General features: G+C 38.0%; 24 protein-coding genes. 17 read left to right on the top strand and 7 right to left on the bottom strand.

Features of this window, described 5'->3' with window-relative positions; translation table 11 throughout:
• Nucleotide 1: 1 nt before the first annotated feature.
• Entirely contained in the window at nt 2–1,717 is a 1,716-nt protein-coding gene (locus ACFSGI_RS11525) for a multicopper oxidase family protein (protein WP_379283244.1), read from the bottom strand.
• 315 nt (nt 1,718–2,032) lie between these two features.
• Here ACFSGI_RS11525 and ACFSGI_RS11520 point away from each other — a divergent pair, with 315 nt between their 5' ends.
• Nucleotides 2,033–2,962 carry a cellulose binding domain-containing protein gene (locus tag ACFSGI_RS11520; protein ID WP_204824269.1) on the top strand — a complete coding sequence of 310 codons (930 nt, stop codon included), beginning with the start codon at nt 2,033–2,035 and terminating at the stop codon, nt 2,960–2,962.
• Between the two features lie 220 nt (nt 2,963–3,182).
• The gene (locus ACFSGI_RS11515) at nt 3,183–4,049 is read left to right on the top strand and encodes a VOC family protein (RefSeq protein ID WP_204824268.1); all 867 of its coding nucleotides are present in this window, start codon (nt 3,183–3,185) and stop codon (nt 4,047–4,049) included.
• A gap of 107 nt (nt 4,050–4,156) precedes the next feature.
• On the opposite strand, the gene ACFSGI_RS11510 is transcribed toward ACFSGI_RS11515, so the two are convergent.
• Together ACFSGI_RS11510 and ACFSGI_RS11505 are read right to left on the bottom strand one after the other, a co-directional pair.
• Nucleotides 4,157–4,582 (bottom strand): DUF4190 domain-containing protein, encoded by a 426-nt coding sequence (locus tag ACFSGI_RS11510; protein WP_204824267.1) that lies wholly within the window; start codon nt 4,580–4,582, stop codon nt 4,157–4,159.
• Between the two features lie 143 nt (nt 4,583–4,725).
• Complete coding sequence (locus ACFSGI_RS11505; protein WP_204824266.1) at nt 4,726–5,187, bottom strand: IDEAL domain-containing protein; 462 nt, start codon at nt 5,185–5,187, stop codon at nt 4,726–4,728.
• Between the two features lie 186 nt (nt 5,188–5,373).
• On the opposite strand from ACFSGI_RS11505, the gene ACFSGI_RS11500 reads away from it, so the two are divergent.
• The 4 genes from ACFSGI_RS11500 (at nt 5,374) to ACFSGI_RS11485 (ending at nt 8,869) form a co-directional block, all read left to right on the top strand.
• Entirely contained in the window at nt 5,374–5,874 is a 501-nt protein-coding gene (locus ACFSGI_RS11500; protein ID WP_204824265.1) for a mismatch-specific DNA-glycosylase, read from the top strand.
• A 120-nt stretch (nt 5,875–5,994) separates the two neighbouring features.
• Nucleotides 5,995–6,582, top strand: a complete 588-nt coding sequence (locus ACFSGI_RS11495; protein ID WP_204824264.1) for a TetR/AcrR family transcriptional regulator — start codon at nt 5,995–5,997, stop codon at nt 6,580–6,582.
• 47 nt (nt 6,583–6,629) lie between these two features.
• Complete coding sequence (locus tag ACFSGI_RS11490; RefSeq protein ID WP_204824998.1) at nt 6,630–8,081, top strand: DHA2 family efflux MFS transporter permease subunit; 1,452 nt, start codon at nt 6,630–6,632, stop codon at nt 8,079–8,081.
• Nucleotides 8,082–8,251: 170 nt separating this feature from the next.
• Nucleotides 8,252–8,869: a flavin reductase family protein gene (locus ACFSGI_RS11485; protein ID WP_204824263.1), complete on the top strand. Its 618-nt coding sequence runs from the start codon at nt 8,252–8,254 to the stop codon at nt 8,867–8,869.
• Between the two features lie 65 nt (nt 8,870–8,934).
• On the opposite strand, the gene ACFSGI_RS11480 is transcribed toward ACFSGI_RS11485, so the two are convergent.
• A complete protein-coding gene (locus ACFSGI_RS11480; RefSeq protein ID WP_204824262.1) occupies nt 8,935–10,713 on the bottom strand; it encodes an ABC transporter substrate-binding protein in 1,779 nt (592 codons plus the stop codon).
• Nucleotides 10,714–10,856: 143 nt separating this feature from the next.
• Here ACFSGI_RS11480 and ACFSGI_RS11475 point away from each other — a divergent pair, with 143 nt between their 5' ends.
• From ACFSGI_RS11475 to ACFSGI_RS11455, 5 genes are all read left to right on the top strand, one after another.
• Complete coding sequence (locus tag ACFSGI_RS11475; protein ID WP_204824261.1) at nt 10,857–12,161, top strand: MDR family MFS transporter; 1,305 nt, start codon at nt 10,857–10,859, stop codon at nt 12,159–12,161.
• A gap of 62 nt (nt 12,162–12,223) precedes the next feature.
• Entirely contained in the window at nt 12,224–13,048 is an 825-nt protein-coding gene (locus ACFSGI_RS11470; protein ID WP_204824260.1) for a uroporphyrinogen-III synthase, read from the top strand.
• 120 nt (nt 13,049–13,168) lie between these two features.
• On the top strand, nt 13,169–13,978 hold the full coding sequence (gene pdxK / locus ACFSGI_RS11465; RefSeq protein WP_204824259.1) for a pyridoxine/pyridoxal/pyridoxamine kinase: 810 nt from the start codon (nt 13,169–13,171) through the stop codon (nt 13,976–13,978).
• 26 nt (nt 13,979–14,004) lie between these two features.
• The gene (locus ACFSGI_RS11460; RefSeq protein ID WP_204824258.1) at nt 14,005–14,619 is read left to right on the top strand and encodes a hypothetical protein; all 615 of its coding nucleotides are present in this window, start codon (nt 14,005–14,007) and stop codon (nt 14,617–14,619) included.
• Between the two features lie 364 nt (nt 14,620–14,983).
• Nucleotides 14,984–15,262 (top strand): HPr family phosphocarrier protein, encoded by a 279-nt coding sequence (locus ACFSGI_RS11455; protein ID WP_204824257.1) that lies wholly within the window; start codon nt 14,984–14,986, stop codon nt 15,260–15,262.
• A 136-nt stretch (nt 15,263–15,398) separates the two neighbouring features.
• Here ACFSGI_RS11455 and ACFSGI_RS11450 read toward each other — a convergent pair whose 3' ends face one another.
• A complete protein-coding gene (locus ACFSGI_RS11450; protein WP_204824256.1) occupies nt 15,399–16,271 on the bottom strand; it encodes an AraC family transcriptional regulator in 873 nt (290 codons plus the stop codon).
• 211 nt (nt 16,272–16,482) lie between these two features.
• Here ACFSGI_RS11450 and ACFSGI_RS11445 point away from each other — a divergent pair, with 211 nt between their 5' ends.
• The 3 genes from ACFSGI_RS11445 to ACFSGI_RS11435 all read left to right on the top strand — a co-directional run bounded on the left by ACFSGI_RS11445 (nt 16,483) and on the right by ACFSGI_RS11435 (nt 19,534).
• Nucleotides 16,483–17,736, top strand: coding sequence for an ABC transporter substrate-binding protein (locus tag ACFSGI_RS11445; protein ID WP_204824255.1), 1,254 nt, complete (start codon nt 16,483–16,485; stop codon nt 17,734–17,736).
• A 75-nt stretch (nt 17,737–17,811) separates the two neighbouring features.
• Nucleotides 17,812–18,684, top strand: a complete 873-nt coding sequence (locus tag ACFSGI_RS11440) for a carbohydrate ABC transporter permease (protein ID WP_204824254.1) — start codon at nt 17,812–17,814, stop codon at nt 18,682–18,684.
• Nucleotides 18,685–18,724: 40 nt separating this feature from the next.
• Nucleotides 18,725–19,534, top strand: coding sequence for a carbohydrate ABC transporter permease (locus ACFSGI_RS11435; protein ID WP_204824253.1), 810 nt, complete (start codon nt 18,725–18,727; stop codon nt 19,532–19,534).
• Nucleotides 19,535–19,681: 147 nt separating this feature from the next.
• Here the strand turns inward: ACFSGI_RS11435 and ACFSGI_RS11430 are convergent, their stop codons facing one another.
• Complete coding sequence (locus ACFSGI_RS11430; protein WP_204824252.1) at nt 19,682–20,362, bottom strand: response regulator; 681 nt, start codon at nt 20,360–20,362, stop codon at nt 19,682–19,684.
• 22 nt (nt 20,363–20,384) lie between these two features.
• On the bottom strand, nt 20,385–21,563 hold the full coding sequence (locus tag ACFSGI_RS11425) for a sensor histidine kinase (protein ID WP_204824251.1): 1,179 nt from the start codon (nt 21,561–21,563) through the stop codon (nt 20,385–20,387).
• A 392-nt stretch (nt 21,564–21,955) separates the two neighbouring features.
• Between ACFSGI_RS11425 and ACFSGI_RS11420 the strand changes: the two genes are divergently transcribed.
• From ACFSGI_RS11420 to ACFSGI_RS11410, 3 genes are all read left to right on the top strand, one after another.
• The gene (locus tag ACFSGI_RS11420; RefSeq protein ID WP_204824250.1) at nt 21,956–22,270 is read left to right on the top strand and encodes a glutaredoxin family protein; all 315 of its coding nucleotides are present in this window, start codon (nt 21,956–21,958) and stop codon (nt 22,268–22,270) included.
• A gap of 89 nt (nt 22,271–22,359) precedes the next feature.
• On the top strand, nt 22,360–23,694 hold the full coding sequence (locus ACFSGI_RS11415) for an LLM class flavin-dependent oxidoreductase (RefSeq protein ID WP_379283234.1): 1,335 nt from the start codon (nt 22,360–22,362) through the stop codon (nt 23,692–23,694).
• A 221-nt stretch (nt 23,695–23,915) separates the two neighbouring features.
• Nucleotides 23,916–24,839, top strand: a complete 924-nt coding sequence (locus ACFSGI_RS11410; protein ID WP_204824248.1) for a LysR family transcriptional regulator — start codon at nt 23,916–23,918, stop codon at nt 24,837–24,839.
• Nucleotides 24,840–25,090: the final 251 nt, after the last annotated feature.

Here is a 25,090-nt window from a genome sequence, read left to right as displayed (position 1 = left end):
CTTACTCGGAAATATTGCCTGCTGCTGGATCAGGATGATACTGCGATTCAAAATCTTCGTAGATGACATCAGTCATCATACCCATAGCTGCATGATGGAGTTCATGACAATGCACCATCCACATGCCCGGATTATTTGCACGAAAAGCAATGACATAAGTGTCACCGGGACGCACATTGATGGTATCTTTCCAGATCGGTGATCCTGTTAATGCTTGTCCATTCTTAGATAATACTTCAAAGGAATGACCATGAAGGTGCATAGGATGATCTTCATTTTTGGATTCATTGATTAATGTTATTTTGACCGCTTCACCTGTTTTAACTTTGAGCTGGCTGACTTGAGGATAAGCCTCTTTATTAATCGTATATGACATTTTACCATCGATAACTCCCATATCCAAATCTAACGTATATTCACGATCAAATGTAGAGGATAATGTAAACTCACTTTTGGTTGGTTGACCGTACGTCGTAAGATCAAGCGATGGTTGGGTGATATCTGGAATAGATGTCATCTGTTTTCGCTGTGCACTAATCTGTTGCTGTATTTCAGTAGAAGTAGGTGTAGTGTTAGCCTTTTTAATTAGAATAGGAATCCGAACAGATTGCGCCAATGTGGATTTTCCGACCATACCTATCCATGCTAGACCTGTCTGGTCTGCTGTAAATTCGATATCATAACGTTCGCCAGGAGCAATAACCAGTAATCCATTATTTAATAGCTGAGGTTGATTGATATCTTGTCCATCTGTTGCTGTTACACGATAAGCAGAAGAATGGATATATAGTGTCTGAGTCATATTACCGGCATGAATCAATCGTAAGCGCACATGATCACCTTGATGAACAACAATAGGCTCAATATCGTCTCCACTTCGTCCATTGACAGTATAGATATTATAAGCACCCATATTGCTATTGATAGCTAATGTATTATTTTCGTTTGCAGGAACAACGGTATTTGGATCTGACCATTCGTCCAATACCAGTGTATGATCAGCGGAAACATTATCTTGCTTTTGCTTGACGATAAAAGAGCCATATAACCCTTTGCCAATCTGATTTAAGCTATCTTGATGAGAATGATACCAGTATGTGCCTGCATGGTTCGCTTTGAATGTATACGTAAAGCTTTCGCCCGGTTGAATCGCATCTTGCGTCATTCCTGGAACACCATCCATATCATTCGGCAACACTACCCCATGTACATGAAGAGAAACAGGCACTTTAAGTTGATTTTTTAAATGAATATTAACGGTATCTCCTTGCATCACTTCGATCTGTGGGCCAGGTACCGAATGATTAAATGTCCATACCGGTAAAAATTTTCCCTTTTCAATTTCTAAATAGGACGTTTGTGCAATTAAGTTGATCGTTTTGCTTTTGATCGTCTGAGGTGTTCTGGTGATCTGAGCAGGGCGCTTGGACACACTACCTTCAGGAGCAATAGCTGTTGTGCCTATATGATCCATCGACATAGAATGTTCGGTATGTATAGATGTACTTGTTGACTCCGCTGGTGGGGTAGATGTTGATTGAGATGTACTACAACCGGTGATTATCACTAAGGCAATCACCAAAGAAGCCATGCTAATAGAATTGCGTAGATTGAGTGTAGATAGATAAGTTACTAATGATTTCACTGGATATTCTCCTCTACCGATGTAAGATTGTTCTATTCTATTATGCCTTTTTTTACCTTCTATCGATTCCATAGGAATTGTCATTTTCTTGACGATTGAAATGATAACGTTGATTATGTACAATGACAAAAATGTTACTTTTTGTTGATTCATGTGTTTAAGCGAAATACTTACTGTTTAATAATCTTTCACGAGGCTCTGTTGTTAGAAGTTGTGTAACCACTATTTCCTAACAATGTATAGAAGAATAAATGCGAAAGGAGGATAGAATATTACTATCATACCAACATAGAAGAATAGAGCCGAATACTTAACAGCATGATGAGACACCAATCATTTTTGCCAAGCAATAATATTTAAAAACAACCATACGGAGGTATACGATTCATGGGAAACACATCTAAAAAAGCTTCACTTATACTTGCTGCTACTATTCTAGGCACAACGGCGGGAAGTTTTCTTGTGGTGCCTAACGTTCATGCCGCAATTGAAAGCAATGTAGTCAAAAACGATATTAACTGGGATACGCCTTCTGCTCCAGCCGCACCTTCTCAAGTCAATGCTCGTGCAGGTTCTGAACAAGTCGTTTTGACATGGGCTCCTGTTGATAATGCTAAAAGTTATAACGTACGACGTTATAATGTAATGAATAATACGTATGACAGTGTCAAAGCAAACGAAACGACTGTTTTGACCACAGGAGTAACAGATGCAGTCTACACTGACACTTCAGTCACAAATGGACAAATCTATGGTTATGTAGTCAATGCAGTATACGGTGATGGACAAATAAGTCAATTGTCGATGCCTGTAATAGCTACACCGATGGAAATGTCTGGAAATGTTAAAGATTCGATCGTTTTGCAATACAAATCAGGTACAACAGCAGGTACAGACAGCAATATCATCCAACCTACATTTAATATTATGAATACTAGCGGTACACCTGTGAACTTGAGTGATATTCGTGTTCGTTACTATTTTAATGGTGGAAAAGATTTAACCGCCAAAAACTTCTCGGCAACTAACGTAAGCTTTGGTTCTAGAAATATCGAGCCTAACTTTGTGAGTCTGGAGAAAACGTACGCGCAAGCAGACAGCTATATCGAATTGCTGTTTAATGCAGAAGCAGGCATTATTAGAGCAGGTGGAGAAACAGGCCCAATGACATTTACAATCCAGAAAAATCAGAGCGGTTCTTCTCAGGCAAATGATTATTCCTACAAAGATACTTCTGAATTAACAGAATGGAATAAAGTAGCGGTGTACTATCAAGGTGATCTTGTATGGGGAACAGAGCCTGATTTGAATAACTAATCGTTAAGCCATGACGTATACTCAATACGTATTGTAAATACTAAAAGTACGACCTAAAGTGATCTTTTCGAAGATCACTTTTTTTATGATCTCTCTTAAATAACGATCTATAATAAACATCTACATATACTCCATTTATATTAACTTATACTTGCATAGTTACTTTCTAAATGGTAACATACTTATATAAAATAACTATTGAAAAGAAAGGGACTTTCCTATGAATACTTCTGTTATCCATCCAGCCCTTCAAATCGGTCTGGTCAAACTTCGTATTAGCCAATTAGAACGTTCATTAACATATTATACCGAGGTTATTGGACTTAAAATATTACGTCAAGACGATACAACAGCAGACTTAACTGCGGACGGACATACGGTACTACTTCAACTAGAAGAAATCGAAAATGCTCAAATTTTACCACGCCAATCTGCTGCTGGACTATACCATTTTGCGATTCTTGTGCCTGATCGTACAAGCTTAGGATTAGTACTTCGTAATTTGGCTATGCGCAATCAACAAATCGGGCAAGGCGATCATCTGGTTAGTGAAGCTTTGTATTTGAATGATCCTGATAACAATGGAATAGAAATCTATGCAGATCGTCCACGTTCTACATGGCAAAAAGACGAACATGGACAATATATTATGGGAACCGATCCTGTTGATGTAGATGGATTACTAGCACTGGCTGAAGGCAAAGAATGGACAGGCTTGCCCGCAGGTACCATCATTGGACATGTTCATTTCCATGTGCCTACATTAGCAGCGGCTCGTCAGTTTTATGTAGATATACTAGGATTTGAAATTATGCTTACAGATAATCGTAGTGTATTGTTTATCTCTGCGGGTGGTTATCATCATCATCTAGGACTCAATGTATGGGCAGGTGTTGGTGCTCCTGTAGCTCCGGCAAATGCGGCAGGTATTAGTTATTACACATTGAAAATGCCAGATCAAGCTTCGATCCAAGAAATAGCTGAACGTGCCAAAGCAGCCGGTATCCCTGTAGAAGAACAAGAAGGGCAATTGTGGTTGACTGATCCTTCAAATATTCAAGTGCGATTTTATAGTGAAGCTTCTTAAACGTGTTGACTTCAATAGATTGGTTTGATCAAAAAAGTGAGTGAATCAACAAAAAACCGATGCGTATCTGCACCGGTTTTTTCATGCTTTTGACTTTATTTTAGTGATTAGTAAAAAGAATCGGTGTTGATATCTGTTTCGACACTATCGTTATAATAAGAATCTTCACTATACGAACCTTCACTTGTTCCATAAGCTAATGCAGCAATAAAAGCAAATACGATAAAAGCAATCATAATCAAATGAATCAGTGTTCCTAAAGCGCCACAGATTAAGCCTGCTATCGCCATACCTTGACCTGCTTGTCTACGTGTTTTTAATTCTTTAAGTGCAAGAATCCCGAAGATAATGCCTAAGATACCAATTACAATTCCTAAGCCAGGTAACATTAACAAAGCAGCTAAAGAAGAAATGCCTAACACCAGTGCTGCAATTGCTTTTCCGTTATTGGTCATCGGATATTGTGGTGGGTAAGGGGCAAATGGGGGAGGATTCTGATTGCCGGGTGGATGGTAAGGTTGATTTGGGTCCATACATGTACCTCCTTTAGATATGTATCATTTAACCGTTTTTAATTCTTATCATACCATTTAATCTCTATATAAAAAACAGGGGTCTTTTCTGGCGGGAAAAGACCCCTGTAGGGTAAACAGATCGTAACATGCGTATTTGATTGTTAGATCGAAGTATGACTTGGAAGTGGACGAGTTAGATTCAAGTACGTCGCTGTTAATTCATCAAACCATGTTTTGTCTTTGCTAATCAAAGCGATATCGATCAAGTTTTTCAATTGTTCAGGCTCTAATGTTACAGCATCTTGAAAAGAAATCTCTGCTGAAGCCGTTACAACACCAAGAGAATCTTGTTGCAAATACACACGAATCGTACTGTCCATATATTCTTGTCTCAAAAAGTAAATAATTTCGCTCATTAGAATAGGACGGGAGTGAGTAGGGTATGTGCACTCCATAACTTTAACCCAGTAATGTTTGTTAGTTAGCTGAACCGATCCTTTTTCATCGATCAAGCGTTGGTCTGCTTCGATGCTATAACGAAGGTCAAATGTTTGTATAGGGAAATTTTTGCTTAATTGTTTATGAAGGACAGCATAAATTTCTTGTTCGTTTAATTTAATCATGCTAATCATTCCTTTGCTTTTATATATTTTTAGAAAGCCGTTTGAATTGTAAGAGTCAGGTCAACTTTTAAGAAGATAAATGAGTAATAGTGAAGCTGTTAAAATATATATCGGTCGATAGACTCATATTTTGTATATATTTTGTCGAAAAAAAGGAAAAAATGTTATAGGAAATGAGGGCTATATATGTCAGAAGTGCAAGATCATTTAAAAAAAGACTTATCGATCTTATTTATCGGGTTTAATCCAAGTCTGCGATCAGGAGAAGTAGGGCATCATTATGCGAATCCACGTAACCGATTTTGGAAAATCCTGCATGAATCTGGTTTGACCGATCGATTGTATAGACCGGATGAAGATCATGATTTATTAGAAATAGGGTATGGATTTACAAATATCGTTTCCCGTCCTACACGCGGAGCCGAAGATATTTTGGCAGAAGAATATGCAACAGGGCGTCAACAATTACGAGAAAAGCTGAAAACATATCAACCTCAGATTGCTTGTTTTGTAGGCAAAGGCGTATATCTGCAATACAGTCAACGTGCCAAAGCGTCATGGGGATTCCAAAAAGAACCTATTATAGAAGGTGTGCGAGAATTTGTAGCTCCATCTTCCAGCAGTCTTGTGCGAATGCCTGTGGACGATATTATTGATATTTATCGACATCTATCTACAGAACGATAAGAATAAATCAAAGTAAATTGTGATGAAAAGAAAGAACAAAATAAACAATTGACAATATGGTCGAAAACCGTTTTAATTATATAGACCGATCGTTATAATGAATTTGAAGGATGTGAACATATGGCTGAAAAGTCTAACTCACGCGATCTGATCGTAGAGACAGCTGCGAGACTTTTCTTTTCACAAGGGTATCATGCTACAGGGTTAAGTCAGATTATCAAAGAAAGTGATACGCCTAAAGGTTCTTTGTATCATTATTTTCCGAATGGTAAAGAAGAATTAGCCTATGTCTGTATTGAGAAAACCAATCATCATGTATTGGAAAAGTTCAAAGATGTTTTTGAACAACATCAAACAACAGGGGACGCGATCCAAGCTTTTATTCGCGATATGGCAGATGATACTGAAAAATCCGGGTTTACTGGCTTTCTGCCTTTTAGTTTCTGGGCAGCAGTAGAAACGTCATGTATAAGTAACAAACTACGATCCGCTTGTCAGGATGTTTTTATAGATTGGCAAGAAGTGATCGCAGAACGTTTGCAACAAGAAGGTGCTTTAGAAGTTCGTGCCAAAGAAGCTGCTTTACTGATGATATCAATGATGGAAGGTGCTTTGATTATTTCTTTAACCAATCAAAGTAAACAACCGATGTTGATTGCCGCAGATTACTTATCTGCGATCATGAAAACGGCTGTATTAACAAAATAAACCATAGATAGAGAAAGTTTTAGGAGGATGGAAACGTGGACGTAAGTATGAATGCAGATGCTATCAAAGGTCAGCCCGAAAGAAAACAGTACAAAGTATTACCTATTATGATTTCATTGCTATTAAGTGGATTTATCGGCTTATTCAGTGAAACTGCATTAAATGTAGCTATCAGTTCTTTGATGGGATTACTTAGTGTAGATGAAGCAACGATTCAATGGCTAACAACAGGATATTTATTGGTATTAGGTATTCTGGTTCCTGTATCTGGATTATTGCTACAGTGGTTCAGTACAAGACAATTATTTATCACTTCTTTAACCTTTTCAATAGTCGGTACGATTGTGGCTGCTTTGTCACCTAACTTTGAAATTTTGTTGATTGCTCGTGTATTACAAGCAGTTGGTACTGGATTATTATTACCATTGCTATTTAATACGATTCTGATTATTTTCCCGATTGAGAAGCGCGGAGCAGCGATGGGCTTGATTGGTCTAGTTATTATGTTTGCACCAGCGATTGGCCCTGCAATCTCAGGTTTGATTTTAGCGAATCTAACTTGGCACTGGATTTTCTGGATTTCGTTGCCGTTTCTAGTGATTGCTTTGATCTTTGGAGTGATGTTCTTAGAAAATGTATCGACAATCACGAAGCCTAAAATAGATATTCTATCGATTGTATTATCTACACTTGGATTCGGTGGTATCGTATTCGGATTCAGTAGTGCAGGAGAAGGATCTGGCGGTTGGGGAAGCCCTGTCGTGATCGGAACTTTATTATTGGGTGTTGTATCTCTATTATTATTTGGCTTCCGTCAGATGAAAATGAAGCAACCCATGATCAACTTGCGAGCATTTAAATTCCCGATGTTTACGATCGGTCTGATTCTTGTATTTATCTGTATGATGATGATCTTATCATCGATGTTGATCTTGCCACTTTATTTGCAACAAGGTATGGCTTTGACTGCATTGGGTGCAGGTCTTGTATTGTTGCCAGGTAGTCTATTGAATGGTTTCTTATCTCCAGTCATGGGTCGTTTATTTGATAAATTTGGTCCAAAATGGTTAGTGATTATCGGTCTATCTATCGCAACGATTGTATTATTCTTATTCACTAGAATTCACTCTACTACTCCAGTAGGTCTAATTATTGGATTACATGCTTCACTAATGGTGGGTATCTCTATGATTATGATGCCAGCACAGACCAATGGTCTGAATCAGTTGCCACGTGAATATTATCCAGATGGTACAGCGATTATGAATACACTTCAACAAGTTGCTGGAGCTATCGGTACAGCACTGGCGGTTAGTATTTTGAGCGCAGGTCGTTCTAACTTCTTGAGTGGAGTTGCTGATCCGAAAGATCCATCGAATATATTAGCAGCATTTACAGTAGGGGTGCAACATGCCTTTATCTTCGCTGTTGTGATTGCAGCAATCGGTCTGGTATGTGCATTGTTTATCAAACGTGTTCATGTCAAACATGGTATGTAATTAGGTGATTAAGCCAACTGAATTCCTGTTCTCAGGAGTTTGGTTGGCTTTTTTCTATCATCATCAAAGATAGTTTTGGTAAGAAAATCGTAATTTAGTTTAAAATATAAAAGTATACTCACTCTTATAAAAGTATGCTTACATCTAATAGAAGAAAAAGGAGAATGATTATGATTACAATCGATCCAACATCTATCACCAATATAGATAATTATAAATTAATTACCGGTTCTGTTATTCCTAGACCGATCGCTTTTGTCACCAGTCAATCAAATACAGGAGTTCTTAATCTAGCTCCATTTAGTTATTTTAATATCGTTGCTTCTGATCCACCGATGCTTTCTATTTCTATTGTACGTAAAAGCGGAGAAATGAAAGATACAGCACGTAATGTGATCGAAAATAAAGAGTTGGTGGTTCATATCGTGCATGAAGAGTTAACCGAGCAAATGAATCATACTGCGGCTTCACTGCCTAGTGATCAAAGTGAACTTGAATTAACGACTCTTCATACAGTTCCTAGCGAAAAAATAAAAGTGCCTGGGCTTGAAGAAGCTTTGATCCGTTTTGAATGTGTATTAGAGCAACATGTACCGATCAGCAATGATAGTGGCGAAATCGTACAAGATTTACTGCTTGTGCGTATTATTTGTTATCATTTCGATGAAAAAGTAGTAGATGCAGAGCATTTCTATATTTGGGCAGATGTACTCAAGCCTGTTGCTCGTCTTGCTGGCAATAATTATGCAGGTCTAGCACAACAATTTACAATAGAACGTCCTAGTTAAGTGAATAGTGGCAAGATATAGATTGAAATAGGTACAACAAAAAGACTGAGCCTTGATGATAAGGTTCAGTCTTTTGATTGTATACTCGGCTTGATCCATAATTTGGATAGATTGATCCATCCGAAGGCATCGGGATACAGTCCTTGAAAAGAAGGATCAAATAGTAACTTTTGATTAGAATGATAAATAGGTATAAATAGAAATGAAGTGTGTAGAAATTGCTCAATCTTTTCCACATGCTTACTATAATCAGGCAAAGGCTCAGCTATAAAAGGAACCAGCAAGTTATCTAATTCTTGCAATTGAGCTGGATTCAATAATTGCCGTACATACGTAGATCGGTTACTAAAAAAGTTCAGCAATCCCCAGACGATATTTTCCTCTAACATTTCTTGTCCCATAAATAAATCAGCTTGTTGCATTACTGCTTTAGAAGCAAATGAATCGCGCGGACATAGATTGATGATCAGACCTATAGAACGTGCACGATCTTGTAACCACACGCAGACGGCATGATTTTCTGCTCGATTCAGATAGTTGAGATTCAACGGTTGTCCTTGATACTCAGTTTGTTGAAGAAGCTGACGTGCTTGTTCTAATGAATACGTAGTGGCATGTGTTTGTTTACTTTTCCACGGAAACAGACTGTAAGCAGGCTTGAGCCAATAATCAGAACACTGCTCTGTTAACAGTACACGATCCAATAACATATCAATCACTTGCCGAAATTTGGGATCATGTTGAATCCCTTCTTTGCAAAAGTTGAACATTATAAAATTACATCCAATCACTTTATAGTTGACCTGCGCAGGATCGGTATAATCTGTCGCTTTATTCTGACGAAATAACTGATAACGTCGATCTGCTTGATAATCAGCCGTTACAAAATAAATATCAACACGATCCAACAACGATCTTCCTTCAAAATAAGCATCAAAAGCATCAAGGACAATATGATGTTCACTGGAAGCTGTCAAACGAAAAGCCCCTGTTCCGATCAATTGCCGACCTTTATTAGCAATATCATGATCATGTGGAAGAATAGCCATACACAGTGAACTAATATAATTCAAGAAAAAAGGATCAGAACGCTGTAAATAAAAGCTGATTGTATAATCGTTATGAATGACTACGGATTCCACATGTGTAAATTGCCAAAAAGCAGGTGAATCCAAATCACGTAGGCGCTCCCATGTATATTTCACATCCTGCGCTGTCAATATTCGTCCATGATGAAATCGAACACCTTTGCGTAAATAAAATGTCCAACAACGATCTGTATCATCGCTTTCCCAAAAATGAGCCAATTGAGGCTTAAAAGTCTGTGATTCTGCTTGATAAGTAATCAATAAGCTACAGATTTGACCGATTAAATGAGATTCAAATGCTGTAAATACGAATGCTGGATCTAATGATTCCAAAATACGACTCTGATTAATCCGCAATACATCCAGTGTCTGAGAACCATGATGTTCAATATGAAGTCCAAACTGCTGTTCCAATCGATATTGAAGTCGCTGAATATAAGGATGAGGCAACTGTGGATGTTGCAACCATTGCGCAGCTTCTTGTAATTTACCCTGCCCCAGCAGTTGTTCAAAATAGAGACTTAATACATGTTCGAGTGTATGCAATATAGTTAGCGTAGAATGATGACCACGTCCGCGCCCGCTTTGCCAGTGAATATATCCTTCTTCTTGAAGCTTGCGTATAATCCATTTCACATTGCGAGTTGTGCAGTGCAGAAGCGATGCTAAATGATCAATAGTTAGTATATGGGTACTATGTATATCTGGATCGTCTAACGACAAAAGAATCGTTATGTAATGCTCTTGATGTTTCATATATTGCTCTCCTTTCTGACAGCTCTTACTTATAGCTATTTTAGCTTATGATCTATAAAAGGGGAAATGATTGATTTAATCTTACTCTTTTTGTTCCTCTTTCTTCAGATGATAATAAGAGGACTGAAAAGGGGGAAATCAATATGGAATTTTTGCAATTACATCGAACAATTCAATTGCGTATTTTGACTACATTTATAACCAGATTAACAGGAACAATGATTTTTCCTTTTATGGCGATTTATTTTGCTGGCTACTTGGGTGAAGGGATTGCTGGTGTGTTATTATTTTCCAGCTTACTTGTTCAACTTGTTGCAGGATTGTATGGTGGATATTTAGCTGATCGCTGGGGACGCAAAAAGATAATGGTCTGGGGGGAAGGGATGCAATGTCTGGCTTTTCTAGGTATGATGCTAGCTAATTCACCTTACTGGCAATCTGCATGGTTTACTTTTGCGATGATGATTGTACATAGTCTTTGCAATGGTCTGATTATACCAGCTTCAGATGCAATGTTAATCGATGTCAGCACACCACAGACACGCACACTCATGTATAGCGTCAATTATTGGTCGATCAATCTTGCGATTACATTCGGAGCATTAATTGGTGGAGCGTTGTTCAGTTCACATCGGATGGAGCTATTTGGACTATTGACGCTTACAGGCTTACTGATCTGGTTGATCACAATCTTTTTAATTACAGAAACTTATGTACCGCAAGCTGATACTCAACAGACCAAGCGATGGAATATCCTTTCTAGCGGAAAATTGATTATTCGCAACTATCATCAAGTCTGGAAAGATCGACTTTTTATTATATTTGTACTTGGTAATATGTTATTGTTATCTACTGAATTTCATTTGACTCAATATATAGGGGTTCGTCTGCAAAAAGAATTTGTTCCACAAACGATAGGGATTTGGAATAATTGGCAACTAGAACTAAATGGTATCAAAATTCTAAGTATGATTCAGATCGAAAATACAACCGGCATTGTACTTCTTTCGCTATTTCTTGCTGGAGTGATACGTCGCTCTAAACGTCAAATGTCTTGGATGAATATAGCTGTTTTGATCTATATTACCGGTTTTGCAGTGATGGCATTTAGCAATACCTTATGGATACTGATTGGAGCGATGTTGTTAGCCACTGTAGGAGAATTAATTCATGTGCCGATTCGGCAATCTCTATTAGCTCAAATTATCAATGATCAATCACGTAGTTCCTATATGGCTGTCAATGGAATGGGTACGCAAGGAGCTAGAGGAATAGCTGCTCTGGGGATCACTTTGGGCGTATGGATTCCTTCATATGGAATGTCGATCACAATCGCTATCGTTGGATTAATAGGATTCTTGTGTATCTCGTATGTTATTCACCGGGTACAAGCTTCAGCAAAAGCAACTTCTACACAAGGGGTTACGAAAAACCAAGTAACATTGTAAGATATAGAAAGTTGAGATAGATCTTATAATAGTAGAAACAGAATGTCTGAGGGGGGATTACTGTGAACAAAGTAGCCAAACCATTAAGTGGAAAAACGATTGTTATTGCTGGTTCTAGAAAATTAGAAGAAATGTCGGTATTGATCGAAAAACAAGGTGGAACAGCGATTGTTCGATCTTTACAAGGAGTAACAACATTTAAAGAGCACGAAATAGAGCAAGAATTACGCCTATTTATCCAAAACCAACCGGAATGGATTATTTTCACAACAGGGATAGGCGCCAAAGCATTATTCGATGCCGCCGATCGTCTAGGGATCAAAGATTCATTTGTTCAAACAGTGCAACAAGCTAAAATTGCGATTCGTGGCTACAAAACATATAATTTTCTCAAAACTCAAGAATTAGCACCTGATATTCGCGATTCCGATGGTACGATGAAAGGTCTGGAAGATCAGTTAGAATCGGTAACTTTTACAAAAGAACAAATATGGATACAACTGCATGGTGAACCTGCTCCAGATTTGGTTCAGTTTTTGGAAGCCAAAGGAGCTTCATCTGTACATACATTGTTACCTTATTTGAATATTGAACCTAAAGTAGAGACATTACAGCAATTACGTCAAGAAATACTGCAAGGTCAAATTCATGCTATCTGCTTCACCACCGCCGTTCAAGTTCGTTATTTATTCAAAAATGCTGCTCAATACGGATACGAAGATGAATTACGATCTGCTCTGAATCAAAACGTATTGGCTGTATCTGTTGGCAAAGTAACATCAGAAGCATTAACTCAAGCCGGCATCACACGTATTGTAGCACCCGAAAATGAACGAATGGGTGCAATGATTGTAGAAATGGCGAAATATTATGAGGAGCAAAAGTAGTATTCATGAATAATTTGTGTACTATAATGAAATTTTTCAGTTTATTTCATTGAAAAAGGTTCATTCTCATGTAAGCTTATGTTAAAATAAACTATTATGTAGTGAAGGAGAAATACAAAGATGACTATACCTAAAACGTTAACTATAGCCGGATCAGATACAAGCGGTGGAGCTGGTATTCAAGCCGATTTAAAAACTTTTCAGGAATTGGGCGTATATGGAATGACCGTTCTTACGACGATTGTTGCTATGGACCCTAAAACATGGGATCATCAAGTATTCCCTATTGATCTGAATGTGGTGGAAGCGCAATTGCGTACAGTGTTAGATGGCATCGGGTTTGATGCTTTAAAAACAGGTATGTTAGGTTCAGTCGACATTATTGAACTGGTAGCGCATCATCTGAATCGTTATCCTATGGATCGCGTAGTTATTGATCCTGTAATGGTATGCAAAGGCACAGATGAAGTTCTTCAACCGGAAAATACAGAAGCGATGTTAGAGTTTTTGATTCCTGGTGCAGATCTAGTGACTCCGAACTTGTTTGAAGCTTCTCAATTGGCTAAAACAGGGCCTATCACCACAGAAGATCAAATGAAGCAAGCAGCAACTATTATCTATGAGCGTGGAGCGAAGCATGTATTGATCAAAACACGCGGTAAGATCAAAGAAGGCAAAGCATTGGATTTATTGTATGATGGCAAAACATTTGACTGGTTCGAAGTTGATGCGATTGCAACGGAATTTACACATGGTGCAGGTTGTACCACTTCCGCAGCCGTAACCGCTGGACTTGCCAAAGGATTGTCGGTCAAAGATGCTTATGCGGACGCGAAAAACTTCATTACTCAAGCAATTGCTAACGGATTCCGTCTGAACGAATTTGTAGGTCCAACCCTGCATGTGGCACACCGTTTGCAATTGAAATAACAGCATCTGGAGCGGAGGATTGCTCAATGAATCGCTTATCCAAATCGTTACTCGGTGGAGCGCTTGTTTTACTTTTTTTGATCATCAGCGCTTGTTCTGGCAATAGTACACAACAACCGTCATCTACGGATAATGGAACCACAGAACAATCAACAACCGAATCTGCTACTCCTTCTACAGAAGGAAGTACAGACCAGCCTGCAACAGGTACAGATTCAGCAACCAGTACAGACGGAACATCGTCCAGTACAGAAGGTTCTAATGGAACAACAGATACCGGTAATGAAAGTGTTCCTGCTGCCAACCCGGAACTAACACCTGCAAATGAAGGTCAAGTCGATATTACGATTGTGCAACAAGGTCCAGGGCAATTTTTTGTACGTTTAAATGAATTTCCTGAAGGATATCTTGTAAGCAATTTAGACTGGACTGGACCAGGTTATAGTGAAGCAGCTACATTTGATGAAGCAGTAAAGAATGGTCAAGAAGGCAATAACGGGTTTTATGCAAGTAGCGATCATCGCAATTTTGGCTTTATTTATGACGGACATATTGCTGGCGAAGAAGGCAAGTTAACATTAACATTCCGCAATCAAGCGGGAGACGAATTAACCTGGTACAAAGATTTAACCTTGCAATAAAATCGCTTGGCATTATAAGCGATGATTCTTCGGGTTCAATAAAAAGTGATTTTTGCAAAGCAAAATATCTTTCGTTAATCGCTTGGCATTATAAGCGATGATTATACGGGTACAGTAAAAAGTGATTTTTGCAGAGCAAAATATCTTTCGTTAATCGCTTGGAAGTATAAGCGATAAAATATTGAACATGCTGTACTAAATACTCAAGCCTCTGCCGATATATGCGGTAGGGGTATTTTGAGGGGATATTTTTGCAAAAAGATGCGCGCATAAGCTTTATGTATGCAAATGATGTAAATTACATGATTATTCAAAAAATAAACTAGAGCACTGCATCGATCAGTGCACGAGAGGAACTATTATAATGAGAATCAATACTTTTAAAACAGAACAAAACTTAGACAGAGGTCATTTAACAGCAATCGCTAACGAAGCTTCACGCTTTGCTTCTGATATTCGTATTTCTTTTGGTAATCCTGACAACCGTAGAGAAGTTGATGTAAAAAGCTTGTTGGGTATGATGTTGATGATTATCCCTGCTGGAACAGAAATCGAATTAACTACTCGTGGTAAAGACGAATTGGAAGCTTTGGAAAGTGTACAAAACTTATTTGAACAAGTGATGTTCGCACCAACAGTTTAATATCTAGATCATCATCTCAATCTATACCATAATAAAAAATGTATAATAAAAAACCTTCAGTCTATCCAAGACTGGAGGTTTTTTTGTTGATAATAACGGGTAAGTACATATAGAAGTTATTCAGTTGCCATTTTACTTAAAATCGTTCTGTACGATACTTTTTAGGCGTGATTCCTGAATGTTTTTTGAACGCTTTGGAGAATGAAAATAAATCAGGATAACCGACAGAGTAAGCAATTTCAGCTAAAGAATAATTGGTTTCGGTCAGTAATTGACGTGCTTTGCTCATTTTGAGACTACGGATATATTCAGCAGGTGGAGTCTGATGCACCTGATGAAATTGTTTACTAAAATGAGTACGATGTACGCCTACCTGACTGGCTACATCTGCCACAGTAATACCGCGATCATAATGACTATGAATATAAGCGATCGCTTCTTCCATCCATGAAGTCGTCGATGATACCACATCAGATACATAATGATTCACATGAGAAGAATGATCAGAAGATAATTCTGCAAAAATGCTATATAACAATTCCAATCGTCGCAATTCACTACTAAACTGATTAGAGTCTTCATTGGTAGCGAGAATCTGTTCAAATTTGGCTTGTAATTGATCAAATAACTCTGCACTAACTTCACTATATCCTTGATGCATACCACTTTGCTCTATAAGTAATCTGGCTTGAGGACCGGTAAAACAAATATAATACGTTTCCAGATCTTCATCCATATTATTAATATATTCAAAAGGCTCGTTAGGGGAAATACACCATACATTATATAAGCCAAGAATATAGCTTTGACCTTTATGAATAATCACTCCGCCATGTCGATTAGCGATCCAAAAGCAATTATCGATGCCTGTAAATAAACGTCTACTATGGGCTTTGAGAAAATAACGACCGGCTTGAGCAATTCTTAATCCTCCAGATTGCGAAAATAAGGAAGGAGAAATAAGAAACCGTTCAACCACTTCACGATTTGTTTCAATAGAACGAAGCATATTGAACTTTCATCCTTTCCAAATGTAATATAACTTCTTTATTATATACTACATAATGACAAAATAATACACGACAAAATGACATTGTTCGTTTACAATCAAATTGCTATGATCTAAATCATGGTATTCCCACTAAAATGATGGGTTTTGAAAACAATAATCATTTTTATTGATGTACCAATAGATTCTAACAGCAGATGGAGGACGCGTAATGAAAAATATCAAAATGAAATCTTCTTTTGTTTTAGCACTGACTTTACTACTGACAGTGGTTCTATCTGCTTGTGGAAATAGCTCTGATAGCTCGGCAGATGGAAAAGTAACAATCAGCTTTTTGCATTGGCGTGGAGAAGATACACAAGCTTTCCAGAAAATTATTGATCAATTTGAAGCCAAAAATCCAACGATCAAAGTAGATATGCAGACTTTAACATCAGATCAATATCAATCTACAGCGCAAGCGAAGTTAACAGATGGTTCTGTAGGCGATGTATTTGCTTCTTTCCCAGGTGCACAATACGCAGCTTTATCCAAAGCAGGTCTATATACAGATTTAACCAATGAGTCCTTTTTGAAAAACTATAATGCTGACTTAATTGATGTAGGCGCAAAAGATGGAAAACAATGGGCAGTTCCTTATCAATTGGTGTACAATCAACCGATTTATAATACTGAAATTTTCAAAAAATATAATTTAACGCCTCCCAACGATTGGGAAGGATTCTTGAAATTATGTGCAACACTCAAACAAAACGGAATTATTCCGATTGCTTTTGCTGGAGCGGATATTGGTCCAGGGCAGTTAATGAATACAATGGTTATGAATAACGAACCAAGCGAAGATATTTTCACCAAAGTTGAAGCCGGTCAAGCCAAATTAACAGATGAGTTCTGGGTCAAAACACTTACTCAATTTAAAGAGTTAAATGATAATGGTTATTTTCAGGATAATTCGCTAGGAACGAAAGATGCAGCAGCAGGTGCTTTATTTATTCAAGGTAAAGCAGCGATGTTAGCAAGTGGTTCTTATCAATTAGCACAAAATGCAAAACAGAATCCAGAACTGAAACAAGCATTATTAGCACCTATTACTGTATCGGCAGATCAAGCTAAATATGAAGGGGTACACACCAGTACATTTATGTTAGGTGTAAATAGTCGCTCTAAACATCCAGCAGAAGCTAAAAAATTCCTTGAATTTTTGAGTCAACCGGATATGGCTAGTCAGTATGCTAATGAAACTGGACAAAATGTAACATTAAAAGATATTACTTATGATAGTCCAGAATTGAAAATTGCTGGTGAATGGGCAAATAAAAAGACATTGTTCCAACCTCGCTTTACTATTTTGAATTCTGAAAATCAAAAAGCGGTAACAAACTCGATTCAATCAGTATTAGGTGGAGCAACACCTGAACAAGCAGCACAAGATGCACAAGCGATTGTAGACCAACAAACGAAGTAAATTACAAGTATAAGTATAAGCAAGAAAACGCGCTTTAAGGTGATAGAGCGCTGAAGGGCAAGGTAATAGGAACTTATGATGAATCGCAAAACACTTTGGTTCTTTATGCTACCCGGACTGTTATTGTATACAGGGCTATTTGTTTATCCAGCCGTATCTGGTTTATTTTATTCGTTTACCAATTGGGATGGCGTATCGACTTCTTATGATTTTGTAGGGATATCGAATTACAAAGATAGCTTTGATAGTATTGTTTTTCGCAAAGCATTTTTTAATAATGTAAAGTTTATGTTGACCGTTGTTATTATTCAGACGATTGTGTCTTTGATTCTTGCACTAATTCTTGCTAAAAATACGCGTACTCGTGTATTTCTGCGTGCATTGTACTTTTTTCCAGCGATCTTATCTTCGGTGTCTGTAGGATTAATCTGGTCGTTTATTTATGATCCTTCTCTAGGATTATTAAATACAGCATTAACAAGTGGCGGACTGGAGCAATTTACAGCTAGCTGGACAGGAGATGCGAATATTGCGCTTTATGCGATAGCATTTGTGCAAATATGGGCGCATGCCGGACAGATGATGATTGTGTTTATTGCTGGTCTGCATGCGATCCCAGAAGAGTTAATGGAAGCAGCACGTATCGATGGAGCGACACGTTTCCAGATTTTCCGTAAAGTCACTTGGCCGTTACTTGCACCATCTGCAACGATTGTTGTCTCGTACACAACGATTCAATCATTCAAAGCGTTTGATCTGATCTTTGTTATGACAGATGGTGGGCCTAACTATGCAACCGAAATTCTGACTACGTATATTTATCATCTTGCGTTCTCGAATTATTCATTTGGTCTAGCATCCGCAGGATCGATGATCTTCCTTGTTCTGCTCGGACTGTTAACGATAGCGCAATTCAAAGCTCTTCGTAGAGGCGGTGCTAACGGATGATAGTATACCGAATAGACAAGCAGCAGGATGGTGAACTGCGATGAAATGGATCGGACGTATCATTATGGTGCTGTATGCTCTGCTTGTAGCAGCACCGTTATACTTTGTAATCACTTCTTCGTTCAAAACAAGTCAGGCATTTTTTGCTAACCCATTAAGCTGGCCTAATCCGTGGACGATTCAAAATTTTGTATCGATTTTTGACGCTCAACCGATGTGGCAGTATTTTTGGAATAGTGCTCGTGTCACACTAAGTACGGTAGCACTTGATCTATTTTTAGGCAGTCTGATTGCGTATGCGATTATCCGTCTCGGTGGACGTATGGGAAGGTATACATTTGTGTACTTTGTAGCTGGCTTAATTATTCCTTCACAGGTTAGTATGTTGCCACTGTATTCATTAGTACGCCAAATCGGCTGGTCTGATAATCTTGGAGCATTGGTTCTTGTGACCGCAGCAGGATTATTGCCTTTGACTGTATTTACACTAACAGGATTTATGGAAATGTTAAGCAAAGAGATGATGGAAGCTGGCAGTATCGATGGAGCAAGTGAATGGAAAATTTACTGGCGTCTAGTCTTGCCATTATCCGGGCCTTCGCTTGCAGCTACCGCAGCATTTCTATTTGTAATGGTCTGGAATGATCTATTAATTCCGATGTTGCTGATTAATAGTACAGACAAATTAACATTACCACTTGCTTTGATGCAGTTCCGCGGTGAGTATGTTACCGACTACACCTTGTTATTAACAGGTGTCGTAATTACAGCAGTACCGATGGTTATTTTATTTGTTTTCTTACAACGATTCTTTGTGACAGGCATGACAGCAGGATCGGTTAAAGGTTAAAGAAGCAAATCTTATCAATCCTAATATAGTAAAAGTCAGTTTACTTTGAGTATGTTCTCTCTCAGTAAACTGACTTTTTTTGTCTATCTATTAATGAATAGATACTAACACTACTATTACTATACGAAAATCTTGCTAGACATATTACTATTTCACCAATTGCTGACGTATTGCAGTGACAACCGCTTGTGTCCGGTCTTTGACACCTAATTTTTGAATAATATTGTGTACATGGGTTTTGATCGTACTTTCGGATACATATAATTCTTCTGCAATCTCAAAATTACGTCTACCATACGCCATCGCTTGCAATACTTCCAGTTCACGATCGGTTAATGGCTCTAACACAGGTGCAGGAATATAAGAAGAGTTAGGTGGATACGCAGACTCACTTTCACCTAACAATTGAATCAGTGCTCCTCCAGCAGTTGTACTATTATAGATTGCACCTCCTGCCAGAATGGAACGTATACCTACAATCATTTCAGTCATATCAATATCTTTGAGTAAATAACCAGAAGCTCCTGCACGTATACCATCAATTACATAATCTTGAACATCGAAGGTAGTCAGTAAAATGATTTTGATTTCTGGATGTACAGATAGAATACGACGGGTAGCATCAATACCTGATAATTCAGGCATCTGGATATCCATAAGGATAAGATGTGGAATATATTGCAACGCTAATTGAATCGCTTCTTGACCTGTTGCGGCTTCAGCAACGACTTGCATATCTGCTTGTAGATCAAGTACATAACGAATCCCTTGACGGATAAGAGCTTGATCATCTGCTAACATAATACGTATAGGCTCTGTTGAACTCATATAGAGATTCTCCTTGATTCATTTAATTTTTAGTTATCATGTGAGTATTGAGAGGCAATGTCACTTTGATCCAAAGCCCACCTTGTGGACGAGCAGCAAATGTACACTGACCATGTATCGTTTCACAACGACGAATCATATTTTGGATACCGAATCCGTATTGTAACGGTTGATCTCTACGATACTTGCCATCATCAGCTATCGATAATTGAACGTGCTGAGAAGTCTCGGTAATCGTAATCTCAACAGTACTTGCTTCGGCATGGCGAATAATATTAGTTAACGACTCTTGCAATACACGATATAACACACTATCTATTAATTCACCCCATATACTAAAAGTACCCTGACCGGTAAAACTTAACTGTAACCCTGCGCGATGAGTGATCTGAGTCGCCAACTCTTGAAGACCTTCTACACCACCTTCATGTACAGACCAGTCTTTAACTACACTGCGTACTTCAGCAAGTCCTTGTCTGGATACGTCTAGCAATTGATCAACAGTCGATTCTGCACGTTCAGGATCTTGTTTGATCATCCATTTCAAAGCTTGCATCTGCACAATAAGGGAAGTGAAATGATGACCTAATCCATCATGAATCTCTCCTGCGATTCGCGTGCGCTCCGTTAGTGCGGCATATCGTATCGATTGTACAGTGCTGTCTTGCAACTCTGCATAGGTTCGTTGTAACTCCATATGAACCTGCTCCAGTTCTTTGAGCTGTTCGCTGTTAATTTTGAGAACACCAATATAACGGCTCAGACTGTGAATCCCAAAATAAATACTTGCAAGCACGATAATAAGACTGTAAGGATAGCCATTGTCCAGTCCAGAAATTAACATCACTATGCCTACGATAATCAATACAACAGTCGCCATTTTTTGTTGCTTACTTGAAATAAAGCTCAGAATCACGAACCAAGCCCACAAAACAGAATTATAATCTTGCGGTTCTTTGGAAATATAAGCAGACAGCCAGATCATCGAAAATAAAAAGAGAGTAAACACAATAATATAAGTAATCGACAGTCGGATATTAGACCAGAGCATAAATACATAAAAACACATCGTTACAAAAAATAGACTCCATACTAAAAAAGAATGATCCATATAATAAATGCCTAGATTATAAATAATAATCATTGTCAGTAATAAACGAAATAAAAATAAGTAATTTAAAAAATCCTGTGATTTTTTCAAATCGATACTTCCTTTCATATCAAATACTCATTTCTATTTTAACATGTTCCTAACTAACAATTCAGAGTTAAATATAATAGCCTAGAACATGTTCTTAATAGAAGAACATATTTAACTATAGCGCAATTGCACTTGCTTTTCGTCATCATAATGATCGGTTTTGTAAAGATAAAAATCAATCGCTAGGTGGAGGTTATGCCAGAAAGATAGAGCTTTTAAAAGCAAAGATAGAAGATTTTGATATATGTATAGAATGTATTGATATAGTAACCAATTGACGCTGTAGATAGCAGGGTGCTAGACTTTATATAATCTTAACCAACTTAATAGGTCGGAATTATAAGATATCAATAAAATTATCTCTACACCTACATTCAGAGGAGGACAAAGACATGTCATCAACGTTAGAAACGACTGCAAATCAAGGTCAACATATTATTTTGTGGAGTAAAACAGGATGCCACTTCTGCGCGGAGATCAAAAACTATCTAGAAGTGAATCATCATCATTATATCAATCTAGAAGTTGCAGGTAACGATGGTCTACGCGATGTACTTGAAGCCAAATACGGTATCCGGCATGTGCCTGTCGTTGAAGTAGGTCGTAATGGCACATATACTGCATTTTTAGAAACGGATTTGGAAGGGTTAGCTCATTTGTTGGCTCAAGAAGCAGAATCCGCTCAACGATCCGTAACAGTGTTGTAAGGTATACCTTTTAACGAATAAGGAAAGATTAACTATAAATATCGAAATAAAACAGAAACGATCCTAACGATAACAAGAAGGAGTGATCAATGATGAGTACTAACAAAAGACAATTGAAATTTGGGGCAATCATTCATGGAATTGGAGGAAGTATGTCCACATGGCGACACCCTGAGGTACAAAGTGATGCCAGTGTAAGCTTTGACTTTTACAAACGGCAAACGCTTAAAGCAGAAGAAGGCAAGTTTGATCTGGTATTTATTGCAGATGGATTGTTTATTAATGAAAAGTCATTGCCACACTTTTTGAATCGATTTGAGCCGGTAACGATATTGTCTGCTCTTGCAGCCGTTACTTCACGAATCGGGTTGGTAGGAACGATATCCACCAGTTATAGCGAGCCATTTACTGTAGCACGTCAATTGTCATCGATCGATCATATCAGTGGAGGACGTGCAGGCTGGAATGTTGTCACATCACCGTTAGAAGGATCAGCACGAAATTATAGCCGGGGTGATCATCCTTCTCATCCTGAACGATATCAGATTGCAGCCGAGTATTTGGAAGTTACCAAAGGGTTATGGGATTCATGGGAAGAAGATGCTTTTGTCAGAGATAAAGAATCTGGTGTATTTTTTGATCCAGAAAAATTGCACACACTTCATCATCAAGGAAAACACTTTTCGGTTCAAGGGCCTTTAAATATTGGACGATCCCGGCAAGGACAGCCTGTGATTTTCCAAGCGGGATCGTCAGAAGATGGCAAAAATCTAGCCGCACAATCAGCAGATGCGATCTTTACCGGACAAGAGACGTTACATGATGCTCAAGCTTTTTATACAGATGTAAAAAAACGTGCTGTTCAGTATGGACGTCAGGAAGAAGAGTTATTAGTTTTACCAGGAATATCACCTATTATTGGCAGAACTGAAGCTGAAGCAGAGCAAAAATATCGTGAAATTGCTGATCTGGTAACGATTGATAAAGCGCTCGACTTTTTAGGACGCTTTTTCGATCATCATGACTTTTCACAATATCCACTAGATGAGCCTTTTCCAGACTTACAAGATATCGGAAGCAATAGTTTCCGTAGCGGAACAGACAAAATTAAAAAAGATGCACGCGAGCGTGGTCTAACATTACGTGAAGTTGCATTACAAGCAGCTACGCCGCGTGGAAATTTTATCGGTACACCAGAGCAAATAGCTAACCAAATCGAAGAATGGTTTGAACAAAAAGGATCTGATGGATTTATTATTCACTCTGATCTTCCTAGCGGATTGCATGATTTTGTTGATTTGGTCGTACCGATTTTGCAAGCAAAAGGCATTTATCGTCAAGATTACGAGTATGATACATTACGCGAAAATCTAGGAGTAGCTATTCCACAGAATCGCTATCAGACCAAAACAGTAAAAGTCTAAATTCTATAAAATACTCTGAAATATGATATAGCCAAAAGATAAACGATTTTCCCAAAATGGTGATAAGTCCAAGAAGTGCCCGTTGCTCCTGATCCCAGTGATCATAAGGGGTGGCGGGTTATTTTAAATTGCATATTCCCCCGTTGACAAGTGTCAAAACAGGGAATATGATACATAAAACCAAGTTAGTTAATGGGAAAAGTAAGAAAGGGGATGGAATGATGAATATTGAAAATATAGAGGCATTTGTCTATATCAACCATTATGGCAGTTTTAATAAAGCAGCAGAAGTGTTATTCCTTTCTCAACCGTCTGTATCAGCACGTATCCAGACATTAGAAAGAGAACTTGGCTGCAAATTATTTGAACGTCTGGGTCGGCAAATTTTATTAACTGAAGAAGGAAGAAGATTTCTACCATATGCACAACAAGTCTTGCAAGTAATACAAAAAGGCAAACAGCGTATTCAGACAGCTAAAGTTACACCACAGGAGCTGACCATAGGTTGTACTGTAGCGGTCTCTAATTATGTTATTCCTGAACTGCTTCCCAAACTCAAACAAAAATACCCGCAAACAAATTTTAAGCTGATCACTTCAACGACTGATCAACTGTTGCATAAATTAATGAATAAAGAAATTGATATTGGATTTGTCCGCAAAGTCATGCATCCTGCGATTCGAACTGTTTCTTTTTACGAAGATCCTATTTCCTTATACGTATATAAAGACCATCCTTTTGTGCAAAAAGGACGAGCAACGATTACATCATTGCAAGAACAACCATTAATTTTCTTTGAATGTGGATCATTAGATTGGCTTCGGATTCATCGTGTATTCGAGACGTTGGAATTTCCACCTGATATCGCTTTCCATGTTGATCATTCAGAAACAGCCAAAAAACTTGTCTTACAAAAAGCAGGAATCGCTTTTTTACCCGGACTGAGTGTACATGAAGAAGTCATGCGTGGCGAATTGTTCCCTATCTATATCCCAGAAGTGACAGGCATCTCTCTACAAACCAGCCTGATTACACTAAAAGAACAACCATCTACATTCGCTACCACACTGGCTGAATTGCTACACGAAAACGACTACTTCCGTAGCCAACAACCTGATCAATCGCTACTTCACTCAACGATCTAACGAAACAGGGTAGAATAAAAGCAAACAGATCATCTTATCATCGTCTATAACAGATGCAGAACATCAAAAGAAGTACAACCACAATCCATCATAAGTAAAAGAACAACAAATCATACTAAAATACAAATGTTAACCTATAGGTCATTTCACAAAAAGTGATCTATAGAAGAAATCAATACAAAATGATATCAAGAAAACTAAGAGAACTAATAGAACCAATAATCAAGACACATTTTGTTCTATAAGGTAAA

Source organism: Paenibacillus nicotianae (assembly GCF_042681745.1).
Classification (GTDB): Bacteria; Bacillota; Bacilli; order Paenibacillales; family Paenibacillaceae; genus Saccharibacillus; species Saccharibacillus nicotianae.
Note: the sequence above shows the minus strand (reverse complement) of the source record. Positions and strands in the feature narration are given on the sequence as shown.

Coding starts and splice junctions, on each gene's coding strand:
- ACFSGI_RS11520 (WP_204824269.1), top strand. CDS start 2,033: ATGGGAAACACATCTAAAAAAGCTTCACTTATACTTGCTGCTACTATT.
- ACFSGI_RS11525 (WP_379283244.1), bottom strand. CDS start 1,717: ATGGAATCGATAGAAGGTAAAAAAAGGCATAATAGAATAGAACAATCT.
- ACFSGI_RS11485 (WP_204824263.1), top strand. CDS start 8,252: ATGATTACAATCGATCCAACATCTATCACCAATATAGATAATTATAAA.
- ACFSGI_RS11480 (WP_204824262.1), bottom strand. CDS start 10,713: ATGAAACATCAAGAGCATTACATAACGATTCTTTTGTCGTTAGACGAT.
- ACFSGI_RS11495 (WP_204824264.1), top strand. CDS start 5,995: ATGGCTGAAAAGTCTAACTCACGCGATCTGATCGTAGAGACAGCTGCG.
- ACFSGI_RS11450 (WP_204824256.1), bottom strand. CDS start 16,271: ATGCTTCGTTCTATTGAAACAAATCGTGAAGTGGTTGAACGGTTTCTT.
- ACFSGI_RS11415 (WP_379283234.1), top strand. CDS start 22,360: ATGATGAGTACTAACAAAAGACAATTGAAATTTGGGGCAATCATTCAT.
- ACFSGI_RS11440 (WP_204824254.1), top strand. CDS start 17,812: ATGATGAATCGCAAAACACTTTGGTTCTTTATGCTACCCGGACTGTTA.
- ACFSGI_RS11435 (WP_204824253.1), top strand. CDS start 18,725: ATGAAATGGATCGGACGTATCATTATGGTGCTGTATGCTCTGCTTGTA.
- ACFSGI_RS11445 (WP_204824255.1), top strand. CDS start 16,483: ATGAAAAATATCAAAATGAAATCTTCTTTTGTTTTAGCACTGACTTTA.
- ACFSGI_RS11515 (WP_204824268.1), top strand. CDS start 3,183: ATGAATACTTCTGTTATCCATCCAGCCCTTCAAATCGGTCTGGTCAAA.
- ACFSGI_RS11410 (WP_204824248.1), top strand. CDS start 23,916: ATGAATATTGAAAATATAGAGGCATTTGTCTATATCAACCATTATGGC.
- pdxK (WP_204824259.1), top strand. CDS start 13,169: ATGACTATACCTAAAACGTTAACTATAGCCGGATCAGATACAAGCGGT.
- ACFSGI_RS11430 (WP_204824252.1), bottom strand. CDS start 20,362: ATGAGTTCAACAGAGCCTATACGTATTATGTTAGCAGATGATCAAGCT.
- ACFSGI_RS11510 (WP_204824267.1), bottom strand. CDS start 4,582: ATGGACCCAAATCAACCTTACCATCCACCCGGCAATCAGAATCCTCCC.
- ACFSGI_RS11460 (WP_204824258.1), top strand. CDS start 14,005: ATGAATCGCTTATCCAAATCGTTACTCGGTGGAGCGCTTGTTTTACTT.
- ACFSGI_RS11490 (WP_204824998.1), top strand. CDS start 6,630: ATGAATGCAGATGCTATCAAAGGTCAGCCCGAAAGAAAACAGTACAAA.
- ACFSGI_RS11455 (WP_204824257.1), top strand. CDS start 14,984: ATGAGAATCAATACTTTTAAAACAGAACAAAACTTAGACAGAGGTCAT.
- ACFSGI_RS11475 (WP_204824261.1), top strand. CDS start 10,857: ATGGAATTTTTGCAATTACATCGAACAATTCAATTGCGTATTTTGACT.
- ACFSGI_RS11500 (WP_204824265.1), top strand. CDS start 5,374: ATGTCAGAAGTGCAAGATCATTTAAAAAAAGACTTATCGATCTTATTT.
- ACFSGI_RS11420 (WP_204824250.1), top strand. CDS start 21,956: ATGTCATCAACGTTAGAAACGACTGCAAATCAAGGTCAACATATTATT.
- ACFSGI_RS11505 (WP_204824266.1), bottom strand. CDS start 5,187: ATGATTAAATTAAACGAACAAGAAATTTATGCTGTCCTTCATAAACAA.